The sequence below is a fragment of the Pedobacter sp. AC402 genome, from assembly GCF_979252805.1.
Map to the genome: position 1 here is coordinate 346,834 of NZ_CEEDAI010000015.1, position 26,029 is coordinate 372,862.

General features: G+C 39.0%; 28 protein-coding genes and 2 pseudogenes. 7 read left to right on the plus strand and 23 right to left on the minus strand.

All coding sequences use genetic code 11. From position 1 onward, the window contains the following. Window positions 1-117 precede the first annotated feature (117 nt). Window positions 118-894, plus strand: coding sequence for an exodeoxyribonuclease III (gene xth, locus AC0IWE_RS25190; protein ID WP_471795195.1), 777 nt, complete (start codon window positions 118-120; stop codon window positions 892-894). Here xth and AC0IWE_RS25195 read toward each other — a convergent pair whose 3' ends face one another. The 10 genes and pseudogenes from AC0IWE_RS25195 to AC0IWE_RS25240 form a co-directional block, all read right to left on the minus strand. Beyond that, window positions 895-1,305: a PAS domain-containing protein gene (locus tag AC0IWE_RS25195; protein WP_471795196.1), complete on the minus strand. Its 411-nt coding sequence runs from the start codon at window positions 1,303-1,305 to the stop codon at window positions 895-897. 340 nt (window positions 1,306-1,645) lie between these two features. Next, complete coding sequence (locus tag AC0IWE_RS25200) at window positions 1,646-1,813, minus strand: hypothetical protein (protein ID WP_471795197.1); 168 nt, start codon at window positions 1,811-1,813, stop codon at window positions 1,646-1,648. After that, the gene (locus tag AC0IWE_RS25205; RefSeq protein WP_471795198.1) at window positions 1,737-2,291 is read right to left on the minus strand and encodes a 2,3-bisphosphoglycerate-dependent phosphoglycerate mutase; all 555 of its coding nucleotides are present in this window, start codon (window positions 2,289-2,291) and stop codon (window positions 1,737-1,739) included. Before AC0IWE_RS25205 ends, AC0IWE_RS25200 begins: the two co-directional genes overlap by 77 nt. Window positions 2,292-2,447: 156 nt before the next feature. Then, entirely contained in the window at window positions 2,448-2,708 is a 261-nt protein-coding gene (locus tag AC0IWE_RS25210; protein ID WP_471795199.1) for a hypothetical protein, read from the minus strand. Continuing rightward, window positions 2,708-3,824 (minus strand): annotated as a pseudogene (locus AC0IWE_RS25215) (M42 family metallopeptidase). Before AC0IWE_RS25215 ends, AC0IWE_RS25210 begins: the two are co-directional and overlap by 1 nt. A gap of 41 nt (window positions 3,825-3,865) precedes the next feature. Then, window positions 3,866-4,315 carry a GNAT family N-acetyltransferase gene (locus AC0IWE_RS25220; RefSeq protein ID WP_055910002.1) on the minus strand — a complete coding sequence of 150 codons (450 nt, stop codon included), beginning with the start codon at window positions 4,313-4,315 and terminating at the stop codon, window positions 3,866-3,868. 2 nt (window positions 4,316-4,317) lie between these two features. Continuing rightward, window positions 4,318-4,902 (minus strand): hypothetical protein, encoded by a 585-nt coding sequence (locus AC0IWE_RS25225; protein WP_463497109.1) that lies wholly within the window; start codon window positions 4,900-4,902, stop codon window positions 4,318-4,320. A gap of 58 nt (window positions 4,903-4,960) precedes the next feature. Next, on the minus strand, window positions 4,961-6,094 hold the full coding sequence (locus tag AC0IWE_RS25230) for an MFS transporter (protein ID WP_471795200.1): 1,134 nt from the start codon (window positions 6,092-6,094) through the stop codon (window positions 4,961-4,963). A 91-nt stretch (window positions 6,095-6,185) separates the two neighbouring features. Further along, on the minus strand, window positions 6,186-6,323 hold the full coding sequence (locus AC0IWE_RS25235) for a carboxyl transferase domain-containing protein (RefSeq protein WP_471795201.1): 138 nt from the start codon (window positions 6,321-6,323) through the stop codon (window positions 6,186-6,188). Then, a complete protein-coding gene (locus tag AC0IWE_RS25240) occupies window positions 6,298-7,677 on the minus strand; it encodes an acyl-CoA carboxylase subunit beta (protein WP_471795202.1) in 1,380 nt (459 codons plus the stop codon). The genes AC0IWE_RS25235 and AC0IWE_RS25240 overlap by 26 nt, the downstream gene beginning before the upstream one ends. 414 nt (window positions 7,678-8,091) lie before the next feature. Between AC0IWE_RS25240 and AC0IWE_RS25245 the strand changes: the two genes are divergently transcribed. The 5 genes from AC0IWE_RS25245 to can all read left to right on the plus strand — a co-directional run bounded on the left by AC0IWE_RS25245 (window position 8,092) and on the right by can (window position 10,864). Continuing rightward, a complete protein-coding gene (locus tag AC0IWE_RS25245; RefSeq protein ID WP_055909994.1) occupies window positions 8,092-8,436 on the plus strand; it encodes a hypothetical protein in 345 nt (114 codons plus the stop codon). 158 nt (window positions 8,437-8,594) lie between these two features. Further along, window positions 8,595-9,461, plus strand: a complete 867-nt coding sequence (locus tag AC0IWE_RS25250; protein WP_471795203.1) for a SulP family inorganic anion transporter — start codon at window positions 8,595-8,597, stop codon at window positions 9,459-9,461. 44 nt (window positions 9,462-9,505) lie between these two features. Beyond that, window positions 9,506-9,952 carry a SulP family inorganic anion transporter gene (locus tag AC0IWE_RS25255; protein ID WP_471795204.1) on the plus strand — a complete coding sequence of 149 codons (447 nt, stop codon included), beginning with the start codon at window positions 9,506-9,508 and terminating at the stop codon, window positions 9,950-9,952. 121 nt (window positions 9,953-10,073) lie between these two features. After that, window positions 10,074-10,205 carry a hypothetical protein gene (locus AC0IWE_RS25260; RefSeq protein WP_471795205.1) on the plus strand — a complete coding sequence of 44 codons (132 nt, stop codon included), beginning with the start codon at window positions 10,074-10,076 and terminating at the stop codon, window positions 10,203-10,205. A gap of 2 nt (window positions 10,206-10,207) precedes the next feature. Further along, a complete protein-coding gene (gene can, locus AC0IWE_RS25265; protein ID WP_471795206.1) occupies window positions 10,208-10,864 on the plus strand; it encodes a carbonate dehydratase in 657 nt (218 codons plus the stop codon). A gap of 63 nt (window positions 10,865-10,927) precedes the next feature. On the opposite strand, the gene AC0IWE_RS25270 is transcribed toward can, so the two are convergent. From AC0IWE_RS25270 to AC0IWE_RS25325, 12 genes and pseudogenes are all read right to left on the minus strand, one after another. Then, window positions 10,928-11,188, minus strand: a complete 261-nt coding sequence (locus AC0IWE_RS25270; RefSeq protein ID WP_471795207.1) for a hypothetical protein — start codon at window positions 11,186-11,188, stop codon at window positions 10,928-10,930. 69 nt (window positions 11,189-11,257) lie between these two features. Continuing rightward, a complete protein-coding gene (locus AC0IWE_RS25275) occupies window positions 11,258-12,907 on the minus strand; it encodes a glycoside hydrolase family protein (RefSeq protein WP_471795208.1) in 1,650 nt (549 codons plus the stop codon). Window positions 12,908-13,089: 182 nt separating this feature from the next. Next, window positions 13,090-13,524, minus strand: a complete 435-nt coding sequence (locus AC0IWE_RS25280; RefSeq protein WP_471795209.1) for an L-rhamnose mutarotase — start codon at window positions 13,522-13,524, stop codon at window positions 13,090-13,092. Between the two features lie 14 nt (window positions 13,525-13,538). After that, on the minus strand, window positions 13,539-14,057 hold the full coding sequence (locus AC0IWE_RS25285; protein ID WP_471795210.1) for an alpha-L-fucosidase: 519 nt from the start codon (window positions 14,055-14,057) through the stop codon (window positions 13,539-13,541). A 1-nt stretch (window position 14,058) separates the two neighbouring features. Continuing rightward, entirely contained in the window at window positions 14,059-14,841 is a 783-nt protein-coding gene (locus AC0IWE_RS25290; protein ID WP_471795211.1) for an alpha-L-fucosidase, read from the minus strand. A 7-nt stretch (window positions 14,842-14,848) separates the two neighbouring features. Continuing rightward, the gene (locus tag AC0IWE_RS25295; RefSeq protein ID WP_471795212.1) at window positions 14,849-16,501 is read right to left on the minus strand and encodes a sodium:solute symporter; all 1,653 of its coding nucleotides are present in this window, start codon (window positions 16,499-16,501) and stop codon (window positions 14,849-14,851) included. A 10-nt stretch (window positions 16,502-16,511) separates the two neighbouring features. Continuing rightward, on the minus strand, window positions 16,512-16,646 hold the full coding sequence (locus tag AC0IWE_RS25300) for a hypothetical protein (RefSeq protein ID WP_471795213.1): 135 nt from the start codon (window positions 16,644-16,646) through the stop codon (window positions 16,512-16,514). Beyond that, a pseudogene (locus AC0IWE_RS25305) lies at window positions 16,621-17,085 on the minus strand (RagB/SusD family nutrient uptake outer membrane protein); the annotation flags it as partial. The pseudogene AC0IWE_RS25305 and the gene AC0IWE_RS25300, both read right to left, overlap by 26 nt. Before the next feature lie 155 nt (window positions 17,086-17,240). Further along, complete coding sequence (locus AC0IWE_RS25310) at window positions 17,241-18,035, minus strand: RagB/SusD family nutrient uptake outer membrane protein (RefSeq protein WP_471795214.1); 795 nt, start codon at window positions 18,033-18,035, stop codon at window positions 17,241-17,243. Between the two features lie 55 nt (window positions 18,036-18,090). Continuing rightward, window positions 18,091-21,153: a SusC/RagA family TonB-linked outer membrane protein gene (locus AC0IWE_RS25315; RefSeq protein ID WP_471795215.1), complete on the minus strand. Its 3,063-nt coding sequence runs from the start codon at window positions 21,151-21,153 to the stop codon at window positions 18,091-18,093. Window positions 21,154-21,186: 33 nt separating this feature from the next. Further along, window positions 21,187-22,404, minus strand: a complete 1,218-nt coding sequence (locus tag AC0IWE_RS25320; RefSeq protein WP_471795216.1) for an enolase C-terminal domain-like protein — start codon at window positions 22,402-22,404, stop codon at window positions 21,187-21,189. Between the two features lie 9 nt (window positions 22,405-22,413). Next, on the minus strand, window positions 22,414-23,178 hold the full coding sequence (locus tag AC0IWE_RS25325; RefSeq protein WP_471795217.1) for an SDR family NAD(P)-dependent oxidoreductase: 765 nt from the start codon (window positions 23,176-23,178) through the stop codon (window positions 22,414-22,416). Between the two features lie 167 nt (window positions 23,179-23,345). Between AC0IWE_RS25325 and AC0IWE_RS25330 the strand changes: the two genes are divergently transcribed. Beyond that, window positions 23,346-24,224, plus strand: coding sequence for an AraC family transcriptional regulator (locus tag AC0IWE_RS25330; RefSeq protein WP_471795218.1), 879 nt, complete (start codon window positions 23,346-23,348; stop codon window positions 24,222-24,224). 274 nt (window positions 24,225-24,498) lie between these two features. Here the strand turns inward: AC0IWE_RS25330 and AC0IWE_RS25335 are convergent, their stop codons facing one another. After that, window positions 24,499-26,007 carry a sulfatase family protein gene (locus tag AC0IWE_RS25335; protein ID WP_471795219.1) on the minus strand — a complete coding sequence of 503 codons (1,509 nt, stop codon included), beginning with the start codon at window positions 26,005-26,007 and terminating at the stop codon, window positions 24,499-24,501. Window positions 26,008-26,029: the final 22 nt, after the last annotated feature.

Here is a 26,029-nt window from a genome sequence, read left to right on the forward strand (position 1 = left end):
TTTATAAGTCATAGTTTTTTAACTCAAAAGAAATTTTTATTGCTAAAATTGTAGCTTTAGTATAATAAGTTGAAACACTTGCTTTCAATTTGGCGTTTTAATACTGAGATTTATAAAATGAAGATAGCAACTTATAATGTAAATGGAGTTAATGGTCGCTTGCCTGTTTTATTGCGCTGGCTCGAAGAAACCCAACCCGATGTAGTTTGTTTGCAGGAATTAAAAGCACCGCAAGAAAAATTTCCTGAACAGGCCATTAAAGATGCTGGTTATAATGCCATTTGGCACGGACAGAAAAGCTGGAACGGTGTTGCCATATTGGCCAGAAATTTAGAAATAAAGGAATTAAGGCGTGGGTTAGACGGCGACCCTGAAGATTTGCATAGCCGGTACATTGAGGCTATGGTAAACAATGTAATTATTGGCTGTTTGTACCTGCCAAACGGCAACCCGGCACCGGGGCCAAAGTTTGATTATAAATTACAATGGTCTGAGCGCTCTACTGCCCATGCTGCCAAATTACTCACCTACAATTTGCCTGTGGTTTTGGCTGGAGATTACAATGTAATTCCAACAGAACTTGATGCTTATAAACCCGAACGCTGGGTGGAGGATGCTTTGTTCAGACCTGAAACACGTTTGGCCTTTAAAAATTTAATAGGGCAGGGGTATACAGATGCCATCAGAAAGTTATATCCTGATGAAACAATTTACACCTTTTGGGATTATTTCCGCAATGCATACGGAAGAAATGCAGGGTTACGGATTGATCATTTTTTGCTGAGCCCACAGGTTAGCGATCGCTTAAAATCGGCAGGAGTAGATAGGGAAGTTAGGGGATGGGAAAAAACAAGCGACCACGGACCTGTGTGGATTGAAATTGATGATTTATAGTTAAGAAACAGATTGCTTTAAATCGGTAACATCTAAAGTTGTTCCGATTAGTTTTAAACTTTCGCCATCTTGCTGAGATAGTATTCCATCCGCTTTAATCCATCTGATTTCACCATCAGGACGGCGGATGCGGTAAAGCACATTGTAACTGCTTTTTTCTCTGGTTACAGTCAGCTCAATTTCGTCTTGAACATGGTCAAGATCTTCTGGTAAAATTAAGCCTAAAACGGTTTCATAACTTAAAACGGCATTTGGCGGGTACCCAAAATTTTCTTTAAACGACCTGGTTGAGCGGAGTATTCCAGTGGCTACACTTAACTCCCAAAAACCCAGACAAACGTGGTCGAACACAACATCCCAATGACCATCGCAGATAATTGAGAGATCGATGCTTCTAATATTTGATCTCATAATAAGGATAAACTAATTGTTATAATAACGCAAACAATGTAAATATAATTTTAAGTATTAATAACAATAAACGCAGTGCTTAAGGTTTTAATTGGTATAGTTGGCGAAAATTTTTCTCTACGGGGAGGTAAGTAGGTGAAATTGGTATAAAATTACTCTATGTGCTGTTAATTCGCAGAAGTTTTTCAGCTAATTAAGCAATCTTTTAAACAAAAAATATCTAGCATGATAGTTTACATCTCGTTTTCCTCCCTCGAATGACGGTATTTTTATAAATACAGCTTCTTTTAGTATTTATTCAAGATAATAATGCCTGATTTTTTGCAGGTTATCATCCAGTTCATAAACCAGTGGCACCCCTGTAGGGATCTCTGAAAGCGGTAACTTCTTCGTTTGATAAGTTATCGATGTATTTAATCAGTGCCCGTAAACTATTGCCATGTGCGCTGATAATTACTTTTTCGTTTTTGCTTATGGCGGGTACAATGCGCTCGTTCCAATAAGGCAATACCCTTGCAATGGTATCGCTTAAGTTTTCGGTTAAGGGCAATTCTTCGGGTTTTAAGAGTTGATAACGGGAGGTCGTTCCCAGGATAGCGTTCATCATCTTTGGTAATTTGTGGCGGTGCTTCATCAGGATTTCTTCTCCATTTATATACCTGATCTGCTCCATATTTCTCTGCAGTTTCTGCCTTGTTCAGCCCTTGTAAAGCACCATAAAAACGCTCGTTTAAATGCCAGCTTTTATGTTCGGGGATCCAAAGATGATCAAGATCCTCCAAAATGATGTGTAATGTTTTAATAGCCCGTTTTAATAGCGATGTAAAAGCGATGTCGAAATTATAACCATGCTTTTTTAAAATTTCACCTGCCTTTTTTGCTTCCTGGTAACCATTTTCTGATAAATCTACATCCGTCCAACCGGTAAAACGGTTTTCGAGGTTCCAAACGCTTTGTCCGTGGCGAATTAATACAAGTTTTTTCATAACTACCTGCTTAAACAAATAAGATGTAAAATGTTCTAAAAATGATTGTAGTGAAATTGTAAAATGCCTTTTAAATAAAAAGAAGTCAAGTTTTTATAGCGCATGGCCATTAAAACTTGACTTCTTTAGCAACTAATCTTGCTCGGATATTAAAAATTAAATTTGTCGATTTTCTTTTTCGATCAATTCTCTTTGATCTGTTAAATCTTTATAATAGAAATAAGCTGTAAACCCTAAAATGAGGATAATGTTGCTTATTTTAAAACTATGGTCGGGCCAGTAAGCAAGTGGCGGTGCATTACCGTTCATGCTTTGTTTTATGCTTGGCCATGAGTTTAGCGTAAAAATGATCAAAATCATCAGCAAGAGCTTTAAAAAGGTTCTGATGATGATTTTTTTATGGTTTACTTTTTTCATTATTTAAATTCCCTGAAATCATGACCATCGGTAATGTTTAATAAACTTTCGTAAATTAAACTGATTACATTGTCAACATCTTCTTTATGCACCATTTCTACAGTGGTATGCATATAACGTAGCGGTAATGAAATTAATGCTGATGGAACACCCCCATTTGAGTAGGCAAAGGCATCGGTATCTGTTCCGGTAGAGCGTGATGAAGCCTGACGCTGAAATGGAATATTATTTTTTTCTGCAGTTTTAATTAACAGTTTATTCAGGTTGGTTTGCACGGCTGGAGCATAATGAAACCACCGGGCCTTTACCGGCAGATAAATCGCCCTGAATGTTTTTGTTAATCATTGGGGTAGTGGTATCGTGGGTTACATCGGTAATGATAGCCACATTAGGTTTAATACGTTGTGCAATCATTTCTGCCCCACGCAACCCAATTTCTTCCTGTACAGAGTTTACAATGTATAAACCGAACGGAAGCTTTTTCTTGTTTTCTTTTAATAAACGTGCAACTTCGGCAATCATAAAGCCACCTACACGGTTATCTAAAGCGCGACCAACATAATAGCGGTCGTTCAATACCATAAACTCATCTTCGTAAGTAATTACACAACCTACATGGATGCCAAGGTTTTCTACTTCCTCTTTTGAAGTACAACCACAATCTAAAAATATATTTTTAAGTTCAGGGGCCTGTTCTTTTTCACCATGGCGGGTATGGATGGCCGGCCAGCCAAATACTGCTTTTACCAGGCCTTTTTCGGTGTGGATGTTTACGCGTTTTGAAGGCGCAATCTGATGATCAGAACCACCGTTGCGGATCACATAAATTAAACCATCGCTTGTGATGTAATTTACATACCACGAAATTTCATCAGCATGCGCCTCAATAACTACCTTAAAAGCTGCTTTAGGATTAATTACACCTACTGCTGTGCCATAATTATCTATAAAATGCTCGTCGATATATGGTTTTAAATAGTTTAACCAAAGTTTTTGCCCTTCCCATTCGTAACCGGTAGGCGCTGGGTTATTAATGTATTCTTCCAGAAATTGTAGCGATTTTTTTGTTACTACCGGAGTATGTTTCTTTTTTTCGTCGTCTTTTTTCTTAGCCATATGATATTTGTTTTACCACCAAAGCACCAGGGGGCACAAAATTAAATTTCTTTGTGATCTTCGCGTATTGGGGGTTCTTCGTAATTTAATATTAATTGCATGATCACAAAATCGTACCCATCTTTAAAAAAGGTTTTATCGGTTTCGTGGAAGCCAAATTTAAAGTAAAATTCTTTAGCATTTACACGGGCATTGCACCATAGTTTTGTCGCTTTTTGAATTTTACAAAAATCAATGATATATTCCAGCAATTGCGAACCTAAACCAGTCTTTTGTGCTGTAGGAAGAATGGCCAGTTTCCTGAATTGGTAAACATCTCCATCATTAAATACGGAAACTACACCTGTTAATTTATGATCAAGATACAATCCAAAATGGATGCCATTAAAATCATCTGGTAGTTTTACAAAATCAAAGGGTTGATCAGGATACATGGTTTCATGCCTGATCCGCCAGGTTAAAGAAGGAAATATTTGCTCAATTTGAACCATCGTTATAATAAAAAGCTAAAACCGATTCTGCCGTCAACCCCAAAGTATGGATCAAAGGCGCTTAAGCGAACGGTTGGACCTAGCATCAATTCAAAATTTATTTTTTTGCCAATACTTCGTTGGTACCCCCATTGCGGAGTAATTCCAATCTCACCATTACCAAAATAATCATTGTTTAAAAGCGGTTTAAAGTATGCCGAAACATCCAAGCCGTAATAGTTGGCGGCATTGTTGGCCGTTTTCCTTCCTTTTTTATTTCTTTTGTCAAAATTATAGTAGCGCCTAAACCCTGCATTAATGTTTGGAGAGATATTAAAATAGGTATTCGTTTTAGCAATAAGGCCATAATCCTCTGTTTGGATGGCAAAGGAAGCACCTATACCTCCGGCAAAATATAAGGTGGCCAGTCTATCAATTTTTTGTTCCCGCTCATAACTAATGCCCAATAAGGTAAGCCTTATTTTGTTCAGCGATTTAACTTCTGTTTGTTGTTCTACATGTGTACTGTCTTGCGCCTTTAACTGGCCTGCAAAAACTAAAGAGAATAAGAGAATTGAAAGTGTTTTGATTGCGTTTTTAGATTTCATGTATTTTTATTAATTAATGGATTTATTTTTTCTTCCGTAAAATTGGTAAATTAATATGTTAAGGATTATTATACCCGTCATCCCGTAGCAGAATAAAGCCCATCCACCTTGATCCCAGAGCCATAAACCGAGTGCCGACCCACAGCTTGCTTCCGATAAAACTAACCGACATAAAAATGGTATTTAACCGGTTTCTTGCTTCGGGTATTAAAGTGTAAATCCGGGTTTGGTTAGTAACATGGATAGCCTGCTGGCCAATATCGATCAATACAATGCCGATTACAAAAAGATACAAGTGGCTGCCTGTAAAATAGAATAAGGCAATGCTTACAATTTGGAGGATAAAGCCAATCATCAGGTTTTTACGTGGATTGTTACCATCGCTCAGTTTACCTACCAATGGTGCCGCCAATGCGCCTGCAGCTCCGGCAATTCCAAATAACCCAATCTGTAAAGTTTGAAAACTAAAGGGTGGATTGGCGAGAAAAAGCACCATGGTGGTCCAGAAGGCACTGATTATGGCGAAGGCCAAAAAGTTAATAATCGATGTTTCTCTTAAAGCAGGCTGGGTTTTGATGTAGCCAAACATCGAGCGCATTAATTCTTTATATGTTCCTTTAAAGGCAGGGTAACTTTGAGGGAAACGTTTGGCCATTAAAATGATTAGTAACCCACAAATGGCAGCAGCGATATAATAAACAGCCCGCCAGCCCAACCAAAAGCCAATGCTTCCGCTCACCGCGCGTGAGGCTAAAATGCCCACTAATAAACCGCTCATAATCATGCCGATATTTGCACCACGGTTTTCATCGGTGCTTAAGTTGGCCGCCAATGGTAAAATTAATTGTGGTACAATAGAGCATGTTCCGATTAATATGGAGGCAATTTCGAGTAGAAAGAAAGTGTGCGAAACTGCCGCCACAAGTAAGGCGAAAATAGCCAGACCAGTAATCATGAGAATCTGTTTCTTGCGCTCAAACATATCGCCAAGTGGTACCAATAGGAAAAGGCCAAGGGCATAACCAATTTGTGTGAGGTAAGTGATTTTTCCGGCATCGGTTTCGCTGAGCTTAAAATCTTTCGCAATTAAGATCACCAATGGTTGGCAATAGTAAATGTTTGCAACAATGAGGCCTGTGCAAAAGGCCATGAGTAAAATATCTGTCCGTGATAATTGGGGAGTAATCTGCATGTTGGTTTTTGAGTCAGAAGTCAACAGTCAAAAGTGTTAATGGGCGGGTTGCTATACAACCTGAATATGCACTTATGACTATAAACTATTTCTACAAAGGTATATTTCCGTGTTTCTTTCTTGGGCTGTTCACTACCTTATTTTCTAACATCTTAAAAGCTTTTATCAACTTTACACGGGTTTGGGCGGGTTCAATTACTTCATCAACAAAGCCACGCTTCTGCCGCACGGTAAGGGTTAGCGAAGATATCGGAGTAGAGCTTTTCTTTTTCGAGCCACTTTTCTTCGGGTTTATCTGCTGAATTGATTTCTCTTTTAAAAATAATTTCTGCGGCACCTTTAGCACCCATAACTGCAATTTCGGCACTTGGCCAGGCATAGTTCATATCCGCACCAATGTGTTTGCTGTTCATTACATCGTAGGCTCCGCCATAAGCTTTTCGGGTAATTACTGTAATACGCGGTACAGTAGCTTCGCTAAAGGCATACAATAATTTTGCACCATTGGTGATAATTCCGTTCCATTCCTGATCTGTACCTGGTAAAAAGCCCGGAACATCTTCAAATACAAGCAAAGGGATGTTAAAACAATCGCAAAAGCGGACAAACCTTGCGGCCTTATTTGATGAATTGCTGTCTAAAACACCTGCTAAATAGGCTGGCTGATTGGCCACTATGCCAATGCTTCTTCCTGCAAGGCGGGCAAAACCTACTACAATATTCTCTGCATAGGCGGCATGTACTTCCAAAAAGCTATCGCTGTCGGTAACAGTGGTAATTATTTCGCGGATATCATATGGCTGTGAAGCATTTTCGGGCATAAAGGTATTCAGTTCCGGCCTGCTTTCATCAGCGGCTTCGTATGGTAAATGATCGGCAATTTCCTCACAGTTTTGAGGCATATAACTGAGTAAGCGTTTTACGTGGTTAATGGCTTCAATTTCGTTGGCACAGGCAAAGTGCGTAACGCCTGATTTTGTGGCATGTGTGGTTGCGCCGCCCAATTCTTCTGAGGTTACTTCTTCATGTGTTACGGTTTTAACCACATTTGGGCCGGTAACAAACATATATGAAGTGTTTTCTACCATTAAAATAAAATCGGTAATGGCGGGCGAGTACACTGCACCTCCGGCACATGGGCCCATAATGGCCGATAGCTGCGGGATAACACCGGATGCCTGTACGTTTTTATAAAAAATATCTGCATAACCGCCTAATGAAACAACCCCCTCCTGAATACGGGCACCACCGCTGTCATTTAAGCCGATTAAAGGTGCACCATTTTTCATGGCCATATCCATTAATTTGCAGATTTTTTCTGCATGGGTTTCGGAAAGTGAACCGCCAAATACCGTAAAATCCTGAGAGAAAACATAAGTTAACCTTCCGTTGATTGTTCCATAGCCTGTTATTACACCATCACCAAGATATTTTTCGCGTTCCATGCCGAAATCGGTACTGCGGTGGGTAACCATCATCCCGATTTCTTCAAAGCTCCCTTCATCCATTAAAAAATGAATGCGTTCGCGGGCTGTAAGTTTGCCTTTTTTATGCTGACTGTCTATCCGCGCTTGTCTCGCCACCTAAGTTGGCCTGGTTAATCTTATCTTTAAGTAATGCTATTTTCTTATCCATTGCTGAAGCTATGAGAATTTAAAATTAAAAATTACTAACGGTAATGCAAGGTTTGCACCAGGTTATTTATCCTTGGATTATGCCCGATGTTAATTAAACCTCACAGCCGCGATATCCTTTTTGGCCTGGTTTGATTTTAATTTTGAAATAAATTTGCCAGAAAGATTAAGAAAATGGCAGGGCTGCGCTGGCCGATGGTAACCAAGCCATGATGTTTCAAAAGATAAATAAAGCCTTTTTTATAAGCTACAAACTAAGATTTACGATATAATTACATTTTTTTTACAGCCTAAAGCATTGAAAAACCAATTATCCGTTTATTTTTGTAACTGTTAGTATTAGAACAACATTAGAATTAGTAAATGTTTTTAAGGAAATACAAGTATTTAATCGTTACATCATTCATGTTCATCTTCATGGCGAAGATGGGTATATCTGGTGCACCGGTTTTTTGTACGAGTATTGATAAGGAAATCATGAACGCTGTAATCATGCAAATTGAGTTAGAGCATGATGGCGGAAAGGATACCGCCAAAGACACCGCAAAGTTTACCGATTTTAAGCTTGTTGAACTTAACCATCCTATTTTTTCTTACGAGTTCTCTTCAAGTCATTTCTTTTTGAAGAGCAGTTTTATAGAACATTTCAAAAGATATGTAGATCCATATCATCCTACGGTACCAACACCACCGCCTAACTTTATTTAGTCAGTTTTTATTGGGGTAATCTTTTTGGTGAGTAACCAGCTATGATGGGATATGCCGTGTTTAAATACCTGCACGATATAATCATTGTGATTTGTGATCGCTTTTAAAAATTTCCCCAACGATTTATTCGTTAAAATTTACCAGATAATTATATCGTTATGCAAAAGTTTAACCCGGCCTTTTCAGGTTCGGACGTGAAGAAATATATTCTTAAAAAGAATTTAAAGAAAGATCTACCATCAAGTATTGTAGTGTTTTTGGTGGCCCTGCCATTGTGTTTAGGTATTGCACTTGCCTCGGGTGCGCCATTATTTGCCGGTTTAATTACCGGTATTATTGGTGGTATTGTAGTGGCCTCATTTAGCGGCTCGCAACTGAGCGTAAGTGGCCCCGCAGCAGGTTTAACCGTTATTGTTTTGGGCGCTATTACCTCTTTGGGTAGCTATCCAACCTTTTTACTTGCTGTCGTACTGGCAGGGGTATTCCAATTAATTTTAGGCCTGGTTAAGGCCGGAACAATTGGTAACTACTTTCCATCAAGTGTAATTGAAGGCATGCTTGCTGCAATCGGACTGATTTTAATTTTAAAACAGTTGCCGCATGCATTAGGTGTTGATACTGATTTTACAGGCGATGAAGGTTTCTTTCAACAAGATCACGAAAATACTTTTTCTGCAATTACTGCAGCAATAAGCCATTTTAGTTTGGCTGCTGTAGTAATCAGCTTATTATCGATAGCCATTCTTATCATCTGGCCTAAATTTCCTAAATTGGCAATTGTGCCGGCACCATTACTTGTAGTAACCTTGGGTATTATTGGTACTATAATTTTTGCTGGTACAGATCATCCTTTAAGGCCCGATCAAATGGTGAAAATACCTGTAGTAAGCGGATTCGGTGAATTTTTAGGTTTGTTTACCATGCCCGATTTTTCGCAACTGGCTAATAAAAACGTTTATATTGTGGCTATAACCATTGCTGTTGTAGCCAGTTTAGAAACCCTGCCTACAGTATTGAGGCGGTAGATAAGATTGATCCGATTAAGCGTGTTACGCCAACAAACAGAGAATTGATTGCGCAGGGGATAGGCAACATCACCAGTGGAATGGTTGGTGGTTTACCCATGACATCGGTAATTGTACGGAGTTCGGCCAATGTAAATGCTGGAGGAAGAACAAAAATGTCGGCAATTTTCCATGGAACCTGGTTATTGTTATCCCTGTTGTTTATTCCGGGTTTAATTAACATGATTCCATTGTCGTGTTTGGCAGCAATTCTTTTGGTAACGGGTTATAAATTAACTCGCATCAGCTTGTTTAAGCACATGTACCATAAAGGATGGGATCAGTTTGTGCCGTTTGTAATTACGGTTGTTGCGGTGTTGTTTACCGATTTATTAAAAGGAGTGGCCATTGGTATGTTGGTTTCGATATTTTATTTATTGCGTACCAACATGCGTAACCCCTTCTTTTACAGAATTTCAAACGAAGGAGACAAAAAAGAATATAAGGATTAAACTGGCAGAAGAGGTTTCATTTTTAAATAAAGCAGCGATACAGGTAGTTTTAACGAATATCCCTAAAGAAACAAATGTAACTATTGATGGTTCGAACGCCAGGTACATAGATCCTGATGTATTGGAAACCATTTTTAATTACAAACATAATGCCTATACAAAAGGTATTATTGTAACCCTGGAGAACATCCAGAAACATTATACAGTACCAAAATTAAATATTAAAGTAAAAGAAGAAATTAATAAAATATAGTTATGTGCGCAAAAACAATAGAAACACAAGATATTACTTACGATAACTTGTTACAAGGCAATAAGGATTGGGTTAAGGATACTATAGACAAGGATCCTGCCTTTTTTGATAAACTTTCTGCAGGCCAGAGTCCGCCTGTATTGTGGATAGGCTGTTCTGATAGCCGTGTACCTGCCAACCAGATTACGAATACCCGCCCTGGTGATATTTTTGTACATAGAAATATTGCCAATGTAGTGGTGCATACTGATATGAATTTACTTTCGGTACTGGATTATTCTATTAATGTATTAAAAGTAAAACATGTAATTGTTTGCGGCCATTATGGTTGTGGTGGTGTTAAAGCGGCCTTGGGTAACAAACAGGTTGGTATAATCGACAACTGGTTGAGAAACATCCGCGATGTATACCGTACGCACGAAAATGAAATGGCGGCGATTGAAGATGAGGATCAGCGTTTTGATCGTTTGGTTGAACTGAATGCTATTGAAGGTGCAGCAAATGTAACGAATACTTCAATTGTACAAAGTGCCTGGGCAAATGGCCAGGAGCTTTCTGTACATGCTTGGGCTTATAGCTTAAAAACAGGAATCATTAAAGATTTACAGGTAACATGTACTTGTATTGATGATGTTGCTCCTGCTTTTAAAGTTGGATAAAACACCACCATAGGTGTTATTTTTTAGTTGTTAGGAAAAGCCTCCGGTTTATATCGGGGGCTTTTATTTTTCTGTGCTATCCGGCATATTCCCTGCATGGCCTTTGTTGCCTTTTTCTGCATCTGTTCGTGCTTCTTCCGATCCGAAATCGCCTTTTCCGAAATCTCTGCCTAAATTGCCTGCTTCGGTTTCTACCGTATTTTGCGTTTCGTTATCATTGCTGCGGTGGCGTGGCACCTGCTGATCGGGCATATTGCTTTTATCGGCACTGTTATCTGCATTTTTATCACCCAGATTTTCGTTGTTGTTTTTTGTGCTTTCCATAATCTTAAATTAAATTGCTCAGTATAGAACAGGATAATAGCAGATTAGTTTTAGCTTGTTTATTGGGTTTTAATTGATTTTAGGTATGGCTTTGAAATTAAAGGTCGATCTGTTATCACCAGTGATGATATATAGTGTGAAATCATAATTTTGACCTTTTTCGAAGGCAAAGCTTGTGGGCAGTGTTTTGGTAAATGCTGCGTATTTTTCAATTTGGGGAATTTCACCTTTTGTAATTAATTGCTGTTTATTGGCAATTGTTGCATAAAGTTCAATCTTGCTCGGTACCGATGTATTTAAACCGAAATTTTCTATGGTTATTTCTGTTGCTTGTAGATTTGAATTGTTTTTGAAAACTGGTTTTCTTGCACTTAAAATGGCTTCTTCGTACTTTACCCAGGGTACGCGAGTGTAGCCGAAAAGTGTTTTCCCAGATCGGTACTTACCGAGTAATTTTGGTGCAAATTCATCTTTGGTTAAAGCTAAACCGGTTGTGCTAAAAATCAGAATAAGATCTTTACCTGATTTTTCTGTACCAATTATTTTAGCTCCTTTACCAAAATTTACAGCATCAGATGCACCAAAACGCAACGATTTAAGGTCGATATCGGTTTGGGGATTAAAATCTTTTTCGGCTTTAACTTTTATCTTAATATTTTTGGTTTTATCATTAGGAAAATTTTTTGTGAGTGTGGTAAGCAGTACACCTGGATTTAGCGGAATTACAATATTTTTGGAACTGTGGTTGTCATTCGCAAAATCTTCTTCTTTTTGTGCATCAATTACAGCGAAATTTGCTTGAGTTGCTCTACCATATTGGTCTTGAAAAACACGCATTCTTTCATATTTAAACCAGTTTTCTATCAATCCGTTTTTATGAAAAGATATGCCCGGAACGTAAGCTTCACCAGCATCTGTAACCCAATTTACACCATCTTTTGATCGCAGGTAATAGGCAATGCGGCCAAGCCAATCGTTTACAATCAAGTTATACTGAACATGATCGCGCCAGATAACAGGGTCTTCAAATTCTCCTTTTATGTTAGGATAGGCGGTTTTATTCGATATTTGATAATAGGTTGATAACCCCGATTTGCTTACCCAACTTCCGCCACCTCTACATACCATAAGGTAAGAACCATCTGCTCTTTGTGCAAAGGTGAGGTTGGAAAGCCCTTCAATAATCCGCCGGTCTCTTCGGTCAAAATCAAATTTTCCTTGGGTCCAGGGGCCATCTTCGTTATTTGCGGTGTAATTTTTATCTATGGCGTATAGTACCAGTTTACCATCTTTAGCTTTAAAAACATCTACATTGTGGCCATAACCAATGGTATCTTTGATAATGAAAGGGCCGAAAGAGTTTTTACATGTTGCATGGTAAATTATTGATTTTGGCCATTCGAAATGCCCTTTGGGAGCACTTTCTTTCCATCCATTTACATACAAATGGTATAAATTATCTTGTCCTTTAATAATATCACCACACCAGTAAGATCGCTTACGATCTTCAATGCCATTATCTACATACCTTGGTACAACATTTTTATCACCCCAGGTATCGCTACTTAATTTTCCATCTGGCATGGGCAGAAACCGATCTTTAAAAGCTCCTCCTTTAACCAGTTGTTTCCAGCTTTCCGGGCGTGCACGCTCAGTTATCTGTGCATTAAGTTGATAGGCAATTGTTATGAACAAGAATAGGTTTAATAATTTCTTCATTAATTGTGTTGTTTGATTAGTTAGGCAATAGCAACAACTAATTTGAGCCAATTGATTAGTGCTTATTTACTAACTGGAGCTTAATTATACATTGTACGTTGTGTTTTGTAATATAAATAAAAATTTACTAGATATTAAATACCACTTTTACCATAGGCAAATAATAAACATTACTAAATCAGTTAATTGTGGTGGAATACTTCTTCCATATTGCTCCATGTTTCCCCTTTGGCGGCAGCATCAGGCAGTGGGATTTGCATTGGTGCAGTTTCTTTCCACCAGCGTTGGGTAGTTGTATCGGCCGCCATTTTCTTCATGTCTGCATTGAAATCTTTCCCGGTATATTCAAAGTAGCTGAACAGGTAGGGTTTTCCATCTATATCTTTTAAATAAATAGAATAATTGCGGATGTTGCACTCACTTATTTTTTTAAGTACCGCTGGCCATGCTGCTGCATGGAGTTTTTTGTAATCGGCAATTTTATCCGGTTTTAATCCTGTTATGCTTCCATAGCGTACCGGGGTTGCTGATGAATCTGTTTTTTCTGATGAATTACAGGCAAAGAGGACTAACATTGGAGCCAAAAGCCATACAAAGATTGTTTTCAGATTTTTCATATAATCATATAGCTTTAGTTAATTACAGGAATATCTTCTGCGTTGCCATCCAATTCGAGTACAACAATATAATCGGGTTGCGCGGTTTGATTGGCTGGAAGCTGAACAGCAATATTTTCATTTATTTTAAAGTCGACCGCTTGTTTATTCAATAAGTATGCTTTTTTTACCTGTCGGTTTGGAATTTGTTTTAAGCTCAGTTTAGCTAAATTGGTATTGAATATATGCAGGTAAATTTTGTTGCCTTTTCTGGTTGTTGCATAATCATTGTTGGGTTGGTAAGGGCCACCTAAGGTACTGTAAATGGCCTCCCCATTAATTTTTAACCAATCGCCAATTTCTTTCAGGCGTTCAGTTTGCCTGGCTTCAATGCGGCCATCAGGCATTGGCCCAACATTTAGTAATAGATTACCGTTTCCGCCTGCGGTTTTCGAAATAATTTCCAGGCATTGTTTTAAAGTCTTCATTTTATCATTGGGTTTCCAGGCCCATTGCTCACAAATGGTAAAGCAGCTTTCCCAAGGTGTTGTCATGTTAAGTTTGCCTACCACTTGCTCTCGGTGTATCGTAATCGCCTACCATTTTAGCAACATCAATATTTTTATTTTCCATCGCCGCAAATTCTTTTCCCAACCGGTTATTAATAATAATATCCGGTTTTAATGTTTTGAGGTAAGCATATAAATCCTTTCCCATTTCATCTGTCCAGGGTTTTTCCCATTGTCCATCAAACCAAAGCATATAAGGGTCATATTTAGTTATCAGTTCTTTTAACTGATTTTTCATGTACGTTCTATAACGGTCCATATCCGATTTGGGATCAATGGTTTGGTTTTTTGCCGAGTGAATAGGGTAATCGGGATGGTGCCAATCCAATACGGAATAATAGATGCAAAATTTAATTCCCTGCTTCTTGCAAGCCTCGTTCAATGCGCCTACAATATCTTTTTTGTAAGGGGTATTGGCAATATCATAATCCGTAAAGGCACTTGGCCATAAACAAAAGCCATCGTGGTGTCGTGCGGTAATGTTGAGGTATTTCATGCCGGCATCTTTTGCAGTTTTCACAATCGCATCTGCATTAAACAATATGGGGTTAAATTCTTTGTACAAGTTGTCGTAATCTTCTATCCCAACCTGATCGCCACGGCTCCAGCCAATTTCAGTACCACGTAAACTTACCGGCCCCCAATGGATGAACATGCCGAAGCGTTTATCCATAAAATTGTTCATGGGTGATGATTTTATATTTTTTGTTTGTGCACCAACACTGAGAAATGCTGTTAATGCAAGCAGGATTAAAAGATTTTTTTTCATATCAATCTTATTTAAAATACACATATAAAATGCCCATAATGGCCAGCAGTGCCACCGATAAAAATTTGTAATTGCCTATCCCCGTCCACCCTTTACTTTGTAGGGGTTCCCAGATCGATTTCCAATACAATACTTCGCTTTGTGCGGTGTGTTTAACGGGATAGCAATAAGAAAAAATTACCTGTATGGTTACACATGCACAGAAAAGATAAAAGGCCATCATCATAAATGGAATCCCGCCGATGAAGGTTCCGGTACCATAAACCTTATTTACAATAAATACAGCAACGCCAAGGATAGAGCCAATAAGCAAGGTATACTGGGCTGCTTTTGCAGATGCTTTTTTCCAGAAAACCCCTAAAAGAAATACACAGGTAATGGGTGGGGCAATATGTGCAATTACATCATTTATACCCTCAAACAAACTTTGATAACTGTTTAGCAATGGCAATAAGGCGATAGATAATACCAGGGCTATGCCTGCACTCCAACGCCCAACGGTTACCAGTTGCTGATCGGTAGTTGCTGGTTTAAAACGTTTGTATAAATCGTAACTGCTTAGGGTGGCAATAGAGTTTAGTGCTCCTGCTATCTGACTCATTAACCCCGATAGAAGTGCCGCTACCAGTATCCCAACCAATCCTTTTGGTAAAAGCTGAGTAATCATCAAGGTGTAAATGCCTTTAGTGTTTAATACCGTTTCGCCGTTTGTACCGATAGTTTGTAAGCTTGATAAATCCATTGTACCTGATTTGTATAGCGCATAAGCAAATAAACCGGGTAGCACAAAAATGAAAACAGGTAAAATTTTAATGAAACCACAAAATAGTGCACCTACACGGGCATGGTTTTCATCTTTTGCACCCAATACCCTTTGTACTATAGTTTGATCTGCACACCAGTACCAGATACCCAATACCGGATAGCCCAAAAATACCGCAACCCAGCTCATGCCGCTTTTATCACCAACAGGGCGTATCATGCTGAGTTTATCCATTGTGTTTTCGTGTTGTAAAACCGCAGTCATTTCGTGCCAGCCACCAACTTTGTTCCATGCAAATACAGTAATAATAATTGCACCGGTTATCAATACCAAACTTTGTATGGTTTCGGTAACTACAACGGCTTTTAAACCACCAATAATGGTGTATAAGCCTGTTAAGGCGGCAATTACGACAATGCTGGTGTACATCGGGATGCCAAATAAAGTTTCGAGTACTATGCCGCCTGCTAAAAAGGAGAAGGCAATGTGAATGATAATGGCAGATAAGATGGAAATAAATGCGAGCCAATCTCTGCAGGCGCGGTTATAACGGCGTTCTAAAAAATCGGGTAGGGTAGAAATGCCCGAGCGGATATAAAAAGGGATAAACAGCAAAGCCAAAAGGATGAGTGTAAAAGCAGCCATCCATTCGAAATTGCCATTTAACAGGCCCGAATCGAACCCACTTTGGGCAAGGCTTACCAAATGCAGACAGGAGATGTTGGTAGCAAAGAGGGCAAGCCCAATCATTGGCCATTTAAGGCTTTTACCTGCCAAAAAATATTCGCCGCTTGTGGTTTCCTGATTCTTTTTTTTGCGTGTGCCCGTCCACAGTCCTATGGTTACAATGAACAATATATAGGAGATGGTAATTACAATATCTATTGTACTAATCATATTTGGTTGATTAATAAAGTGGGTTTTGCTGTAGCTGTTTATTTTTATCCAGCTCACCTTGAGGAAATGGCAGCACATTATTTTTCTCTCCGAACTTTAAAGGTACTCCTGCCGGATTTTTAAGTGGCGTCAATTTGGTATCCATAAGGCTTCTTCTTTGTAAGATCATAATACCGCTGTCCTTCAAGCGCAAGCTTCAATTCTTCTTCATGAAGGATAAAATCTCTTAGTTTATCCTTGGTGTTGTAAACGGTTTGATCTACGCGAGGCATTTCTACACTTTTTCTTGTTCTGATGGCATCCAAAGCATCATAAATGGTTAAATCCGGACCGCTTACTTCATTTTTGGCTTCGGCAAACATCAATAGTACATCGGCATAACGGAGATGGATAATGTTTTGATCGGTAACCGGAATTTTAGTCCTGTCGAATGGTAGTTTTGATAAATCGATATATTTCTTTTGTACATAAGTGGTTAAAAGGGGGTCTGTTTCTTTAAACTCCGATCCATCTGGATTAATGTATTTCTCTGTAGGTACTTTTATGGTAAATTTTAAACGGGGATCCCTGTTGGCGTAGGGGTTTGCAGCATTGTAACCTTAGCCAGGTTCAGCAATCATTTTTCCGTTGGCCATTTCATATTCATCAACCAGGTTTTGGTAAAGGAGCTATTGAGCCATACCAAGCCACTTCTACCAATACACCTTCATTGCCCTGTGGGTTGTTGGGCGAAAGATATTTAGTAGAGAATATAATTTCGGGATTGCTTTGCTGTGTAGCGGTAAGGAAAAGGTTGGAGTAGCCTCCCTGGTAAATCTGATATTTGCCTCCGGTAATTACGGCGTTTGCAAATTCTACTGCTTTTGGCCAGTTTTGTTCGGCAAGGTAAACTTTGGCCTGCAGGGCCTAGAGCGCTTCCTTTTACAGCATGGCCGTTATATACTACATCAGGTAGATTAGCGATAGCAAAATCCAGTTCATCGTGTACAAACTTTAAAACCTCTTCTTTTGTGCTTTGTTTAATTTTTGCCGCTTCAACTGATGCCGGCACGCTTTTGTATAAAATTACTCCACCAAATGCCTGTTCGAGCTCAAAATAAAACATGGCTCTTAAAAAGCGTACTTCAGCTTTATAAATTGTTTTGCTGGCTTCGGCAGTTGGTGCCTTATCTACATTATCTAAAAAGTAATTGCAGCCTGCTATTCCCTGGTATGGAATGTCGTAAAAAGCCGAAGTTACGTTACTTGAGTTTACAATTCCTTGCGTTAAATTACCAAAGCCGTAAAAAGAATGCCTATCAAGTGCATTATCTGAATAGGTATCGAGCCATAATTTACGGTGACCTAAAAAGCCGTTCTGCAAGCGCTTGTATACTCCTGTCAGTGCCAGTTGTACATCGGCATCACTTTTCCAAAAAACCTCAGCAGAGATGGCTGATGTAGGGTTTTTATCCAGAAAATCTTTTTGGCAAGCGGTAGATAATCCAATTATGATCAGTATAATTAAAGATATGGTGGTTTGTTTCGTTTTCATCTTATATATTTTTAAGTACAAAATATTTTACCCTTATATTTTATCAGGTTAAAATTTAACCTTTAAACCTGCTGTATATATCCTGAAGCTGAGGGAACTGAGCGAAAGAACCAGAACCAGCTCTTTCCGGATCATTGCCTTCGTATTTTGTCCAGGTAATTAAATTATCTCCCGATACATACACGGTAATGCCCTGTGAAGCTATTTTTTTAGAGATTGCTTCTGGAAAGGTATAAGAAAGGTAGAGGTTTTTTAAACGTAAATAAGAGGCATCCTGAATAAAATACGTTGATGTATAACCTGATACCCCCTGATAACCTGTAAGGTATACTGCCGGGATGGTATTACTGGGGTTGGTTGGCGACCATGCATTTAAAAATTTAGATGGAGGAGGAGAGCCCTGTCTGAAGGGTTCGTATCCCCAGCCATCTACCTGAACTTTTTGACCTTGTACGCCTTGGAAAAATGCACTTAAATTAAAGCCTTTATAACCAGCATTTAAATTGAATGAATAGGTGTAATCGGGAAATCTGCTGATGCGGATCCGATCTTCAGGACCTACTGTGCCATTACCGCTCACATCTCTTATTTTTAGATCGCCTGGTTTTAATACGCCAGAATTGGGTTGTTTTGGAGAAGCATCTATTTCTGCCTGGCTTTGGAAGACACCGATCCAATCGTAAACAAAGAAATTATTGTATGGTTGCCCCACCTCAAAAGTACCGAGTGTTTCGGCCAATACTTTGGTTACCTTATTTCTATAGCTGTGAAATATAAAATTTGCACCGTAGGTAAACTCACCGATTCTGTTTTGATGTCTTAATTCTATTTCAATCCCCTTATTTGTCATGGCACCAGCATTTACAACGGGTGCGGTTACGCCCATGCTTGCAGGCACATCTGCACGGCGGGCCAATATATCGGTGGTGTTTTTGTTATACCAGCTTAGGGTTGCACCGAACAGACCTTTAAACAGGTCGAAATCCAAACCGAAATCGGCAATAGCTGTTTTTTCCCAGCGTAAATCTTTTGTGTTTATACCAAGAAGTTGTACTCCAGAATTTAAAGTTGAAAATGGATAGCTTGTTAGTGAAAGTATGTCTTGGTAAGGGTAATAGTTAGGGTTTCCTTCAGTAACTATTTCCTGATTACCCAATACACCATAAGATGCCCTCAATTTTAAATTGTCTATCCATGAAATGTTGTCTTTTATAAAACTTTCTTCAGATATTTTCCAGGCAGCCGATCCTCCACCAAATGTGCCCCAGCGGTATCTTGGATCTACTCTGGAGGTACCATCATACCTGATATTTCCTTCTAAAAGGTATTTCCCTTTATAATCGTAATTAACCCTGCCAAATAAGGATTGTAAACCCCATTCGAACGAACTGCCACTCAAACTTTGATTAATGGGAGAACTTCCGTTCAATTCCATAATGGTATTGTTCGGAAAATCGTATCGGTTGCCTCCAATGCTGGTGCTGCGGTTATCTTGTTGTTCGTAGCCGGCTAATGCGCTTAAATTATGTGCATTGGCAAATGTGGTGTTGTAATTAAAGGTACTATAAAGTGTTTTGGTAATGTTTCTGGCAGAGCTTTGTTGTAAACCAACAAAAGTAGGGTTGCCATTTCCAACTAGTTCGTAAACCCCGCTGGTATTTGGTTGGTAAGCAAATGATGGTGTGCCAAACTGGCGCTGCCTGTAATCTTGATTAAAAAAAGTTATAGCACCTTTTGTGGTCCATTTTAAACCTTTAATAATATCAACATCTACATAAGCTTGTGCATTAACATTATAGTTTTTCGTAAACTGGCCACCTGTAGCATATACTTCTTCAACCGTTCTGTTAGTACCGCTACTTGTGGTAAAATCTTTATCTGTAATTCTTCCACTCCCATCGGGTAAAAAAGGCTTAAACGTAGGGGCAGAGGCGTAGGCCAATAGTAATAGATCTGCATTAGTTAGCCAAGGTGCTTTAAAATCTTCATATGAAAAATTTATGTTGGTACCAACTTTTACTCTTTTGTGTACCCGATTGGTATAATCTAATAAAGCATTATAGCGGTTGTATTTATAACCTTTTGTTATCGCATCCTGATCGAGGTAGTTTAATGATAAATTATAAGTGCTTTTATCGGTGCCACCCGAAAAACCTAAATTGTGGTTTTGGATAGGGCCTTTATCCAAAACATAATCTAGCCAGTCAAAATTGGGGTATTGCTCGCTGTTAGGGTTATTTTTATAAGCATCAATCTGTGCCTGTGTATATTGTGCAGGCTGACCGCTTCTTGCTTTTGCCTGATTGTACATTTCCATGTAGGTTACCGAGTTGGTAATCAGGTCAGGATATTTAGTGGCATAACTAAGGCCATAGCTGCCATTGTATTCTATTACATTGGTGCCTGCTTTACCTTTTTTAGTGGTAACCAATATTACCCCATTTGCAGCCCTTGCACCGTATATTGATGCCGATGATGCATCTTTTAGTACGGTTACACTTTCAATGTCCTGTGGTGATAAATTACTCATCGTACCAATTACACCATCTATTAATACCAAAGGATTTGGTGAAGCACCAGTAGAGCCAAAACCACGCAGCCTAAAGCTGGCACCATCTCTGCCAGGTTCACCGGTGGATTGTACAACATCGAGTCCGCTTACCCGCCCCTGTAATAAGTTTTGAACATTGGGTACAGGCCGCTCAGTAAGTGTTTTGCCTGTTACCGTTGAAACAGAACCCGATAGGTTGATTTTCTTTTGTGTGCCATAACCCACTACAACCACTTCATCAAGCTTATTGTCGCTTTCGCTAAGGGTAATACTTACTTTTTCCTGGTTTTGAACAATAATCTGTTGGTTGGTATAACCCACCATGGTAATTTCAAGTTTATTGCCTTTCTCTCCAGCGATGCTAAATTCGCCATTGCTGTTAGAAATGGTTTTGCTCCTATCTTTTGAGCTCGTATTGGTGATGGTTACACCAGGCAGTGGCTGATTGGAAGCATCTACCACTTTACCTTTAATCAAGGTTTGTGCTCCAGCATAATAAAAGCATAAACAAAGTGCCAGTACTGTTAAAAAATAACGTAAGCACGTTTTTCTCAATACCTTTTTCATAATAGTTTAAATTTGGTTTATAATTTGGTTAGCTTATTTTAAATCACAGCTGCTACCTGCTTCCTGTGGGGTAATGTAAACTCCTTTTTCAATTTTAATCGGGTTTACAAAATGTTGTTTTAAATGTGGGATATGTTCTAAAAATAAGGCCTCATGGCCCATTGCTATATGGTTAAACAATACAAGGTGTTGGTGCAGCTGCCCCATATCGCCTACATGCGGTACAACAGGAACGCCAAATTTTTTGCACATTAAGCTAATGGTAATAAATTCACTTACCCCACCAACCCTTACGGCATCTACCTGGGCAAAACTGGCACAACCCGTTTGTAGGTAATTTTTAAAAATAATGCGGTTTGGCACGTGCTCGCCCAGGGCAAGTTTAACCGGTGCAATGGCCTTTGCTAAAATTTGGTGTGCTAAAACATCATCCGGATGGGTGGGTTCTTCTACCCAGTAAGGGTTCATGTTTTTTAATTCATTGCATATTGATATTGCTTGCGGTAAAGTCCATTGCTGGTTGGCATCGAGCATTACTTTTGAGTTATCGCCTGCAACCTCGCGTACAATATTTGCCCTGCGGATATCTCTTTTCGGATCTGCTGAACCTACTTTAAGTTTCATGGCGGTAAAGCCGTTAGCTATCGCTTTTTTGCAGTTTTCGCGTACCTGGTTATCATCATAATTAAACCAGCCCACAGAAGTATCGTAACCTGGGTAACCAGCATTTAATATACCTGCTCTTGATGGCTTGCTATCTACCTCATTTTGCAGCATTTCAATTGCTTCTTCTCTTGTAAGCACATCTTCCAGGTAGGACAGATCGAGGGTGTTTACAATTTCTTCAGGGCTTAGGTCGATTAATAATTTCCATAGTGGCACGCCTCTTTTTTTTGCCCATAAATCATAGCAGGCATTGGTAACAGAGGCCAAACCTAAATGTACCACGCCTTTATGAGGCCCGAGCCACCTAAACTGTTGTTCGTTTGATAAGGTTTTAAAGGTTTGGCCAAAATTCCCCATCAGCTCTTCAATACCAATGCCTTTTAGGGTATCGGCATAAAATTTTGCGGCATTGCAAACCAGATCATTACCTGCCCCGAGTGTAAATGCCAATCCTGTTCCGGTTATATTATTTTCGGTTAATTGTGTTACTGCGTAAGAATATTGGGGATCTTTATGTATCGCATCGCTTCCTGCTCCGGTTGTTAGTGCAAACCTTTTATCCTGGATTTGTATTTTATCAATCATTTTTAGGGGTTATATTGTAGTTCTGTATCCTAATTCTGCGCCACCACTTACGGGTAAAATTGTTCCGGTAATGAAGCGGGCAGCGTTGCTTAAAAGAAAAGTACAGGCATCGGCAATTACGTCGCCAGCCGGCATATTGCCCAAAGGCTGTAAATTATTCAGGTATTTTTCTATTTCGCCCGTATTAGGTTGTTCCTGGCTCCAGGCTTGTAATGTTGGGGTATTAATTGCTGCGGGCGATACGGCGTTTACCCTGATCTTAAATGGTGCATAATCAAGTGCCATTGCTTTGGTAAGGGCATTAATGCCTCCTTTGGTTGCCACGTATACGGCATGGTTATCTTGCCCAATACTGCCCACCATCGAACTTGTGTTTAATATACAGCCTTGTGATTTTTTTAAATGTGCAATACCATAACGGGTGGTGTATAAAATGCTTTTCAAATTGATGTTCATCAGTAAATCCCATTCTGCATTACTGGTTTCATCTAAAGATTTTGAAGGATGGGCTATTCCAGCATTATTGTGAATGGCATCTATACGGCCATACTTTTCGATGATGATATTTATTGCCGTTTCCACTTCAGCTTCATGCGCAACATTACAGTTTATAAATAATGCTTTTGTGCCATCAAGTTCTTCGAGTTTATTCTTAGCTGGTTGGTTTTTATCTAATATGCAAACAGTAGCTCCTGCTTTTACATAGGCTTTTGCGCATTCCCAGCCAATACCATCGCTACCGCCGGTTAATGCGATAATTTTATTTTCGAGCATAATGCTTTAATATTTGGTTATGATTAAGCTAATGTATCGATGAAAATTTGAAATGACTGGAAGGAGGTTTGCTGATACTGACGCTATATTAGCCCTGGTCGATATTGTTAAGCTTGATTGTGATAATATATCCGTTTTTTATAAATTGCCATTCTCAAACCAAATATATGAAGCCCATTTTCGCCAAAATACTGGATGGTAAACTAAACGATGTATATGGTTTAAAGGTGGTTGATGCGCCTTATTTTTCTACCGAATTTCATTTCCACGAAGAGTGCCAGCTTACATACACCATTGAAAGTGAAGGGCGGAGGATGATTGGCGATAGTATTGAAGATTTTAATTCTGACGAACTTATTTTTGTAGGTTCTAATTTGCCTCATGTATGGCACAACACCAATCAATATTTTAACAATGCAGATGCAGCTACTCACGCACGATCAGTTTCTGTATTTATACATCCCGATAAAATTCTTGACCTTTTTAAAGAACCTGATACAATACAAAGACTTAAAAACTTCTTCCTACTGGCAAAAAGAGGGATAAAGTTTGGTAATGACGTTAAAAAGAAATTAAAAGAACTGATGTTAAAAGTAGCCTTGCAGACTGAAGAAATAAGTCGTTTAATTGATGTGCTCGAAATTTTGAACCTACTTTGTTTTACCAGGAATTATGAATTGTTGGCAAGCCCGGGCTATACAAACAACTATCAATTGAAAGATAATGATAGGATGGATAAAATCTTAAAATATGTTTTTGATAATTTTAATCAGGAAATTTTACTCCATGCGGCGGCCGAAATGACAAATATTAACAAACAGGCCTTTTGCAGGTATTTTAAAAACCGCACGCAAAAAACTTTTGTAACTTTTGTTAACGAAGTAAGAATAGGCCATGCCTGTAAGTTAATGGCGCAAACCGATAAGCAGATTAGTGAACTTGCTTATGCCTGTGGTTTTAACAGTTTATCAAACTTTAATAAATTTTTTAAACTGGCTAAAGGTGTTACGCCTAAAGAATATAAAAAGATGTTGCTGGTAGATTAGTGTTTTGAGCGCTTTACACTGCGGTTTATCATCCTGAGGGATAATTTATTTTATAAAAATCAATATGAGTGACATGATTTTATGGAAATGAATATCCTATGGGTATCGTAATTGCGAAAAGGCTTTTTCTTCGTACCGCCAATGACGATCGATTTACAGACGCCTGTCAATGGTGGCGGAGTCGAAGGAAGCAATCTTAAAACAATCGCTTATAGCGTGCGCTTAATATTGCTTCCCAGAAAGTCTTTTTTAATTCCCACCCGTCAACAATGCGCTACCTGGTTCTTGTTTCTTCAGCACTTAATAAAGCCTCCAGTTCCTTAATTTTTTCAGGGTATTGTAAAGCAAGGTTATTTTTCTCACTTACATCATTTGTTAAGTTGTATAATTGAGCTGTTGGTAAATTGCCGGTATCGGTATGGGTTAGCTTGTAATATGCTTCTCCCTTTGATGGTCGGATGTATTTCCAGTTATCTTTAACAATGGCCAGTTGGTTGCTTTGCTCGATGAAAAAATCACGGCCTTTGTGATCTTGCCCAATCAGGGCGTTCCATACATTTTTACTATCCATAGCATTTTTACTTTCCAGCTTAAAATAGCTTGCAAAGGATGCCAGAAAATCAATCTGTGATACCAAAGCATTAGAAACACCTGGTTTAACCATTGCCGGCCACGAAATGATAAAAGGTTCTCTTGTGCCACCTTCTAAAATACTGTATTTGCCACCACGTAAATTGCCTGCGGGTGTATGGCCATTTAATTTTTCGGCTCCCTGATCTTCATATCCATCCATAATTACAGGGCCGTTATCACTGCTAAAAATAATCATTGTGTTTTTGTCAATACCAAGGTATTTCAGCTGTTTTGTTATTTGGCCAACGGCCCAATCCAGTTGCAGGATTACGTCGCCTCTGTAACCCAGCTCACTTTTACCTTTAAACATGGTTGAGGGCAAGCGTGGTACATGTGGTTCAGTTAAGGCATAGTACAGGAAAAAGGGCTGTTGTTTATGGTCTTCAATAAAATTTTTAGCCTTGGTTAAAAAGGTAAAAGGGAGTTCCTCATCTGTCCAACGTGCCAATTTGCCACCTTGCATGTAACCAATACGGCCAATGCCATTTACAATGGTTTGGTTATGCCCATGGTTTACTTCTGCCTGCATTTTTAACAATTCCGGATGATCTTTGCCAGTAGGATCTGTGCCTATGGGATTTTTGTAATCAACGGCAATCGGGTCGTTGGCTTCTAATCCCACCACCAATTGGTTTTCCATAAAAACAGTTGGTACGCGATCTGCGGTGGCCGGAAAGATAAAAGAATAATCAAAACCTACTTCTTTCGGACCTGGTTTTACTTCCTTGTTCCAATCTTTTTCTACGGCAGTACCCAAACCCAAATGCCACTTACCAACCAGGCCGGTTTTATAACCTGCCTGTTGAAAAATTGCTGCGAGTGAGCTGTTATCTGTCGGAACAATCAATGCAGCATCGCCAGGTAAAACACCGGTGCCTTTTTTACGCCAGGCGTATCTGCCAGTCATTAATGAATAACGTGATGGGGTACAGGTTGAGGCGGTGGCATGCCCATTGGTAAATCTTAATCCTTGCTTTGCAAGTGCATCAATGTTTGGTGTTTTAATTTTAGTTGCTCCATAGCAGCTGAGGTCGCCATAACCCAAATCATCTGCATAAATGATTATGACATTGGGTTTCTTTTGTGCGGATGCATGAAAGTTGAAACTTGCTAAAAAAACAAATAAGGAAAGTAAAAATCTGTGGCTCATGGTTAGAAAAAGGTGGTTTATT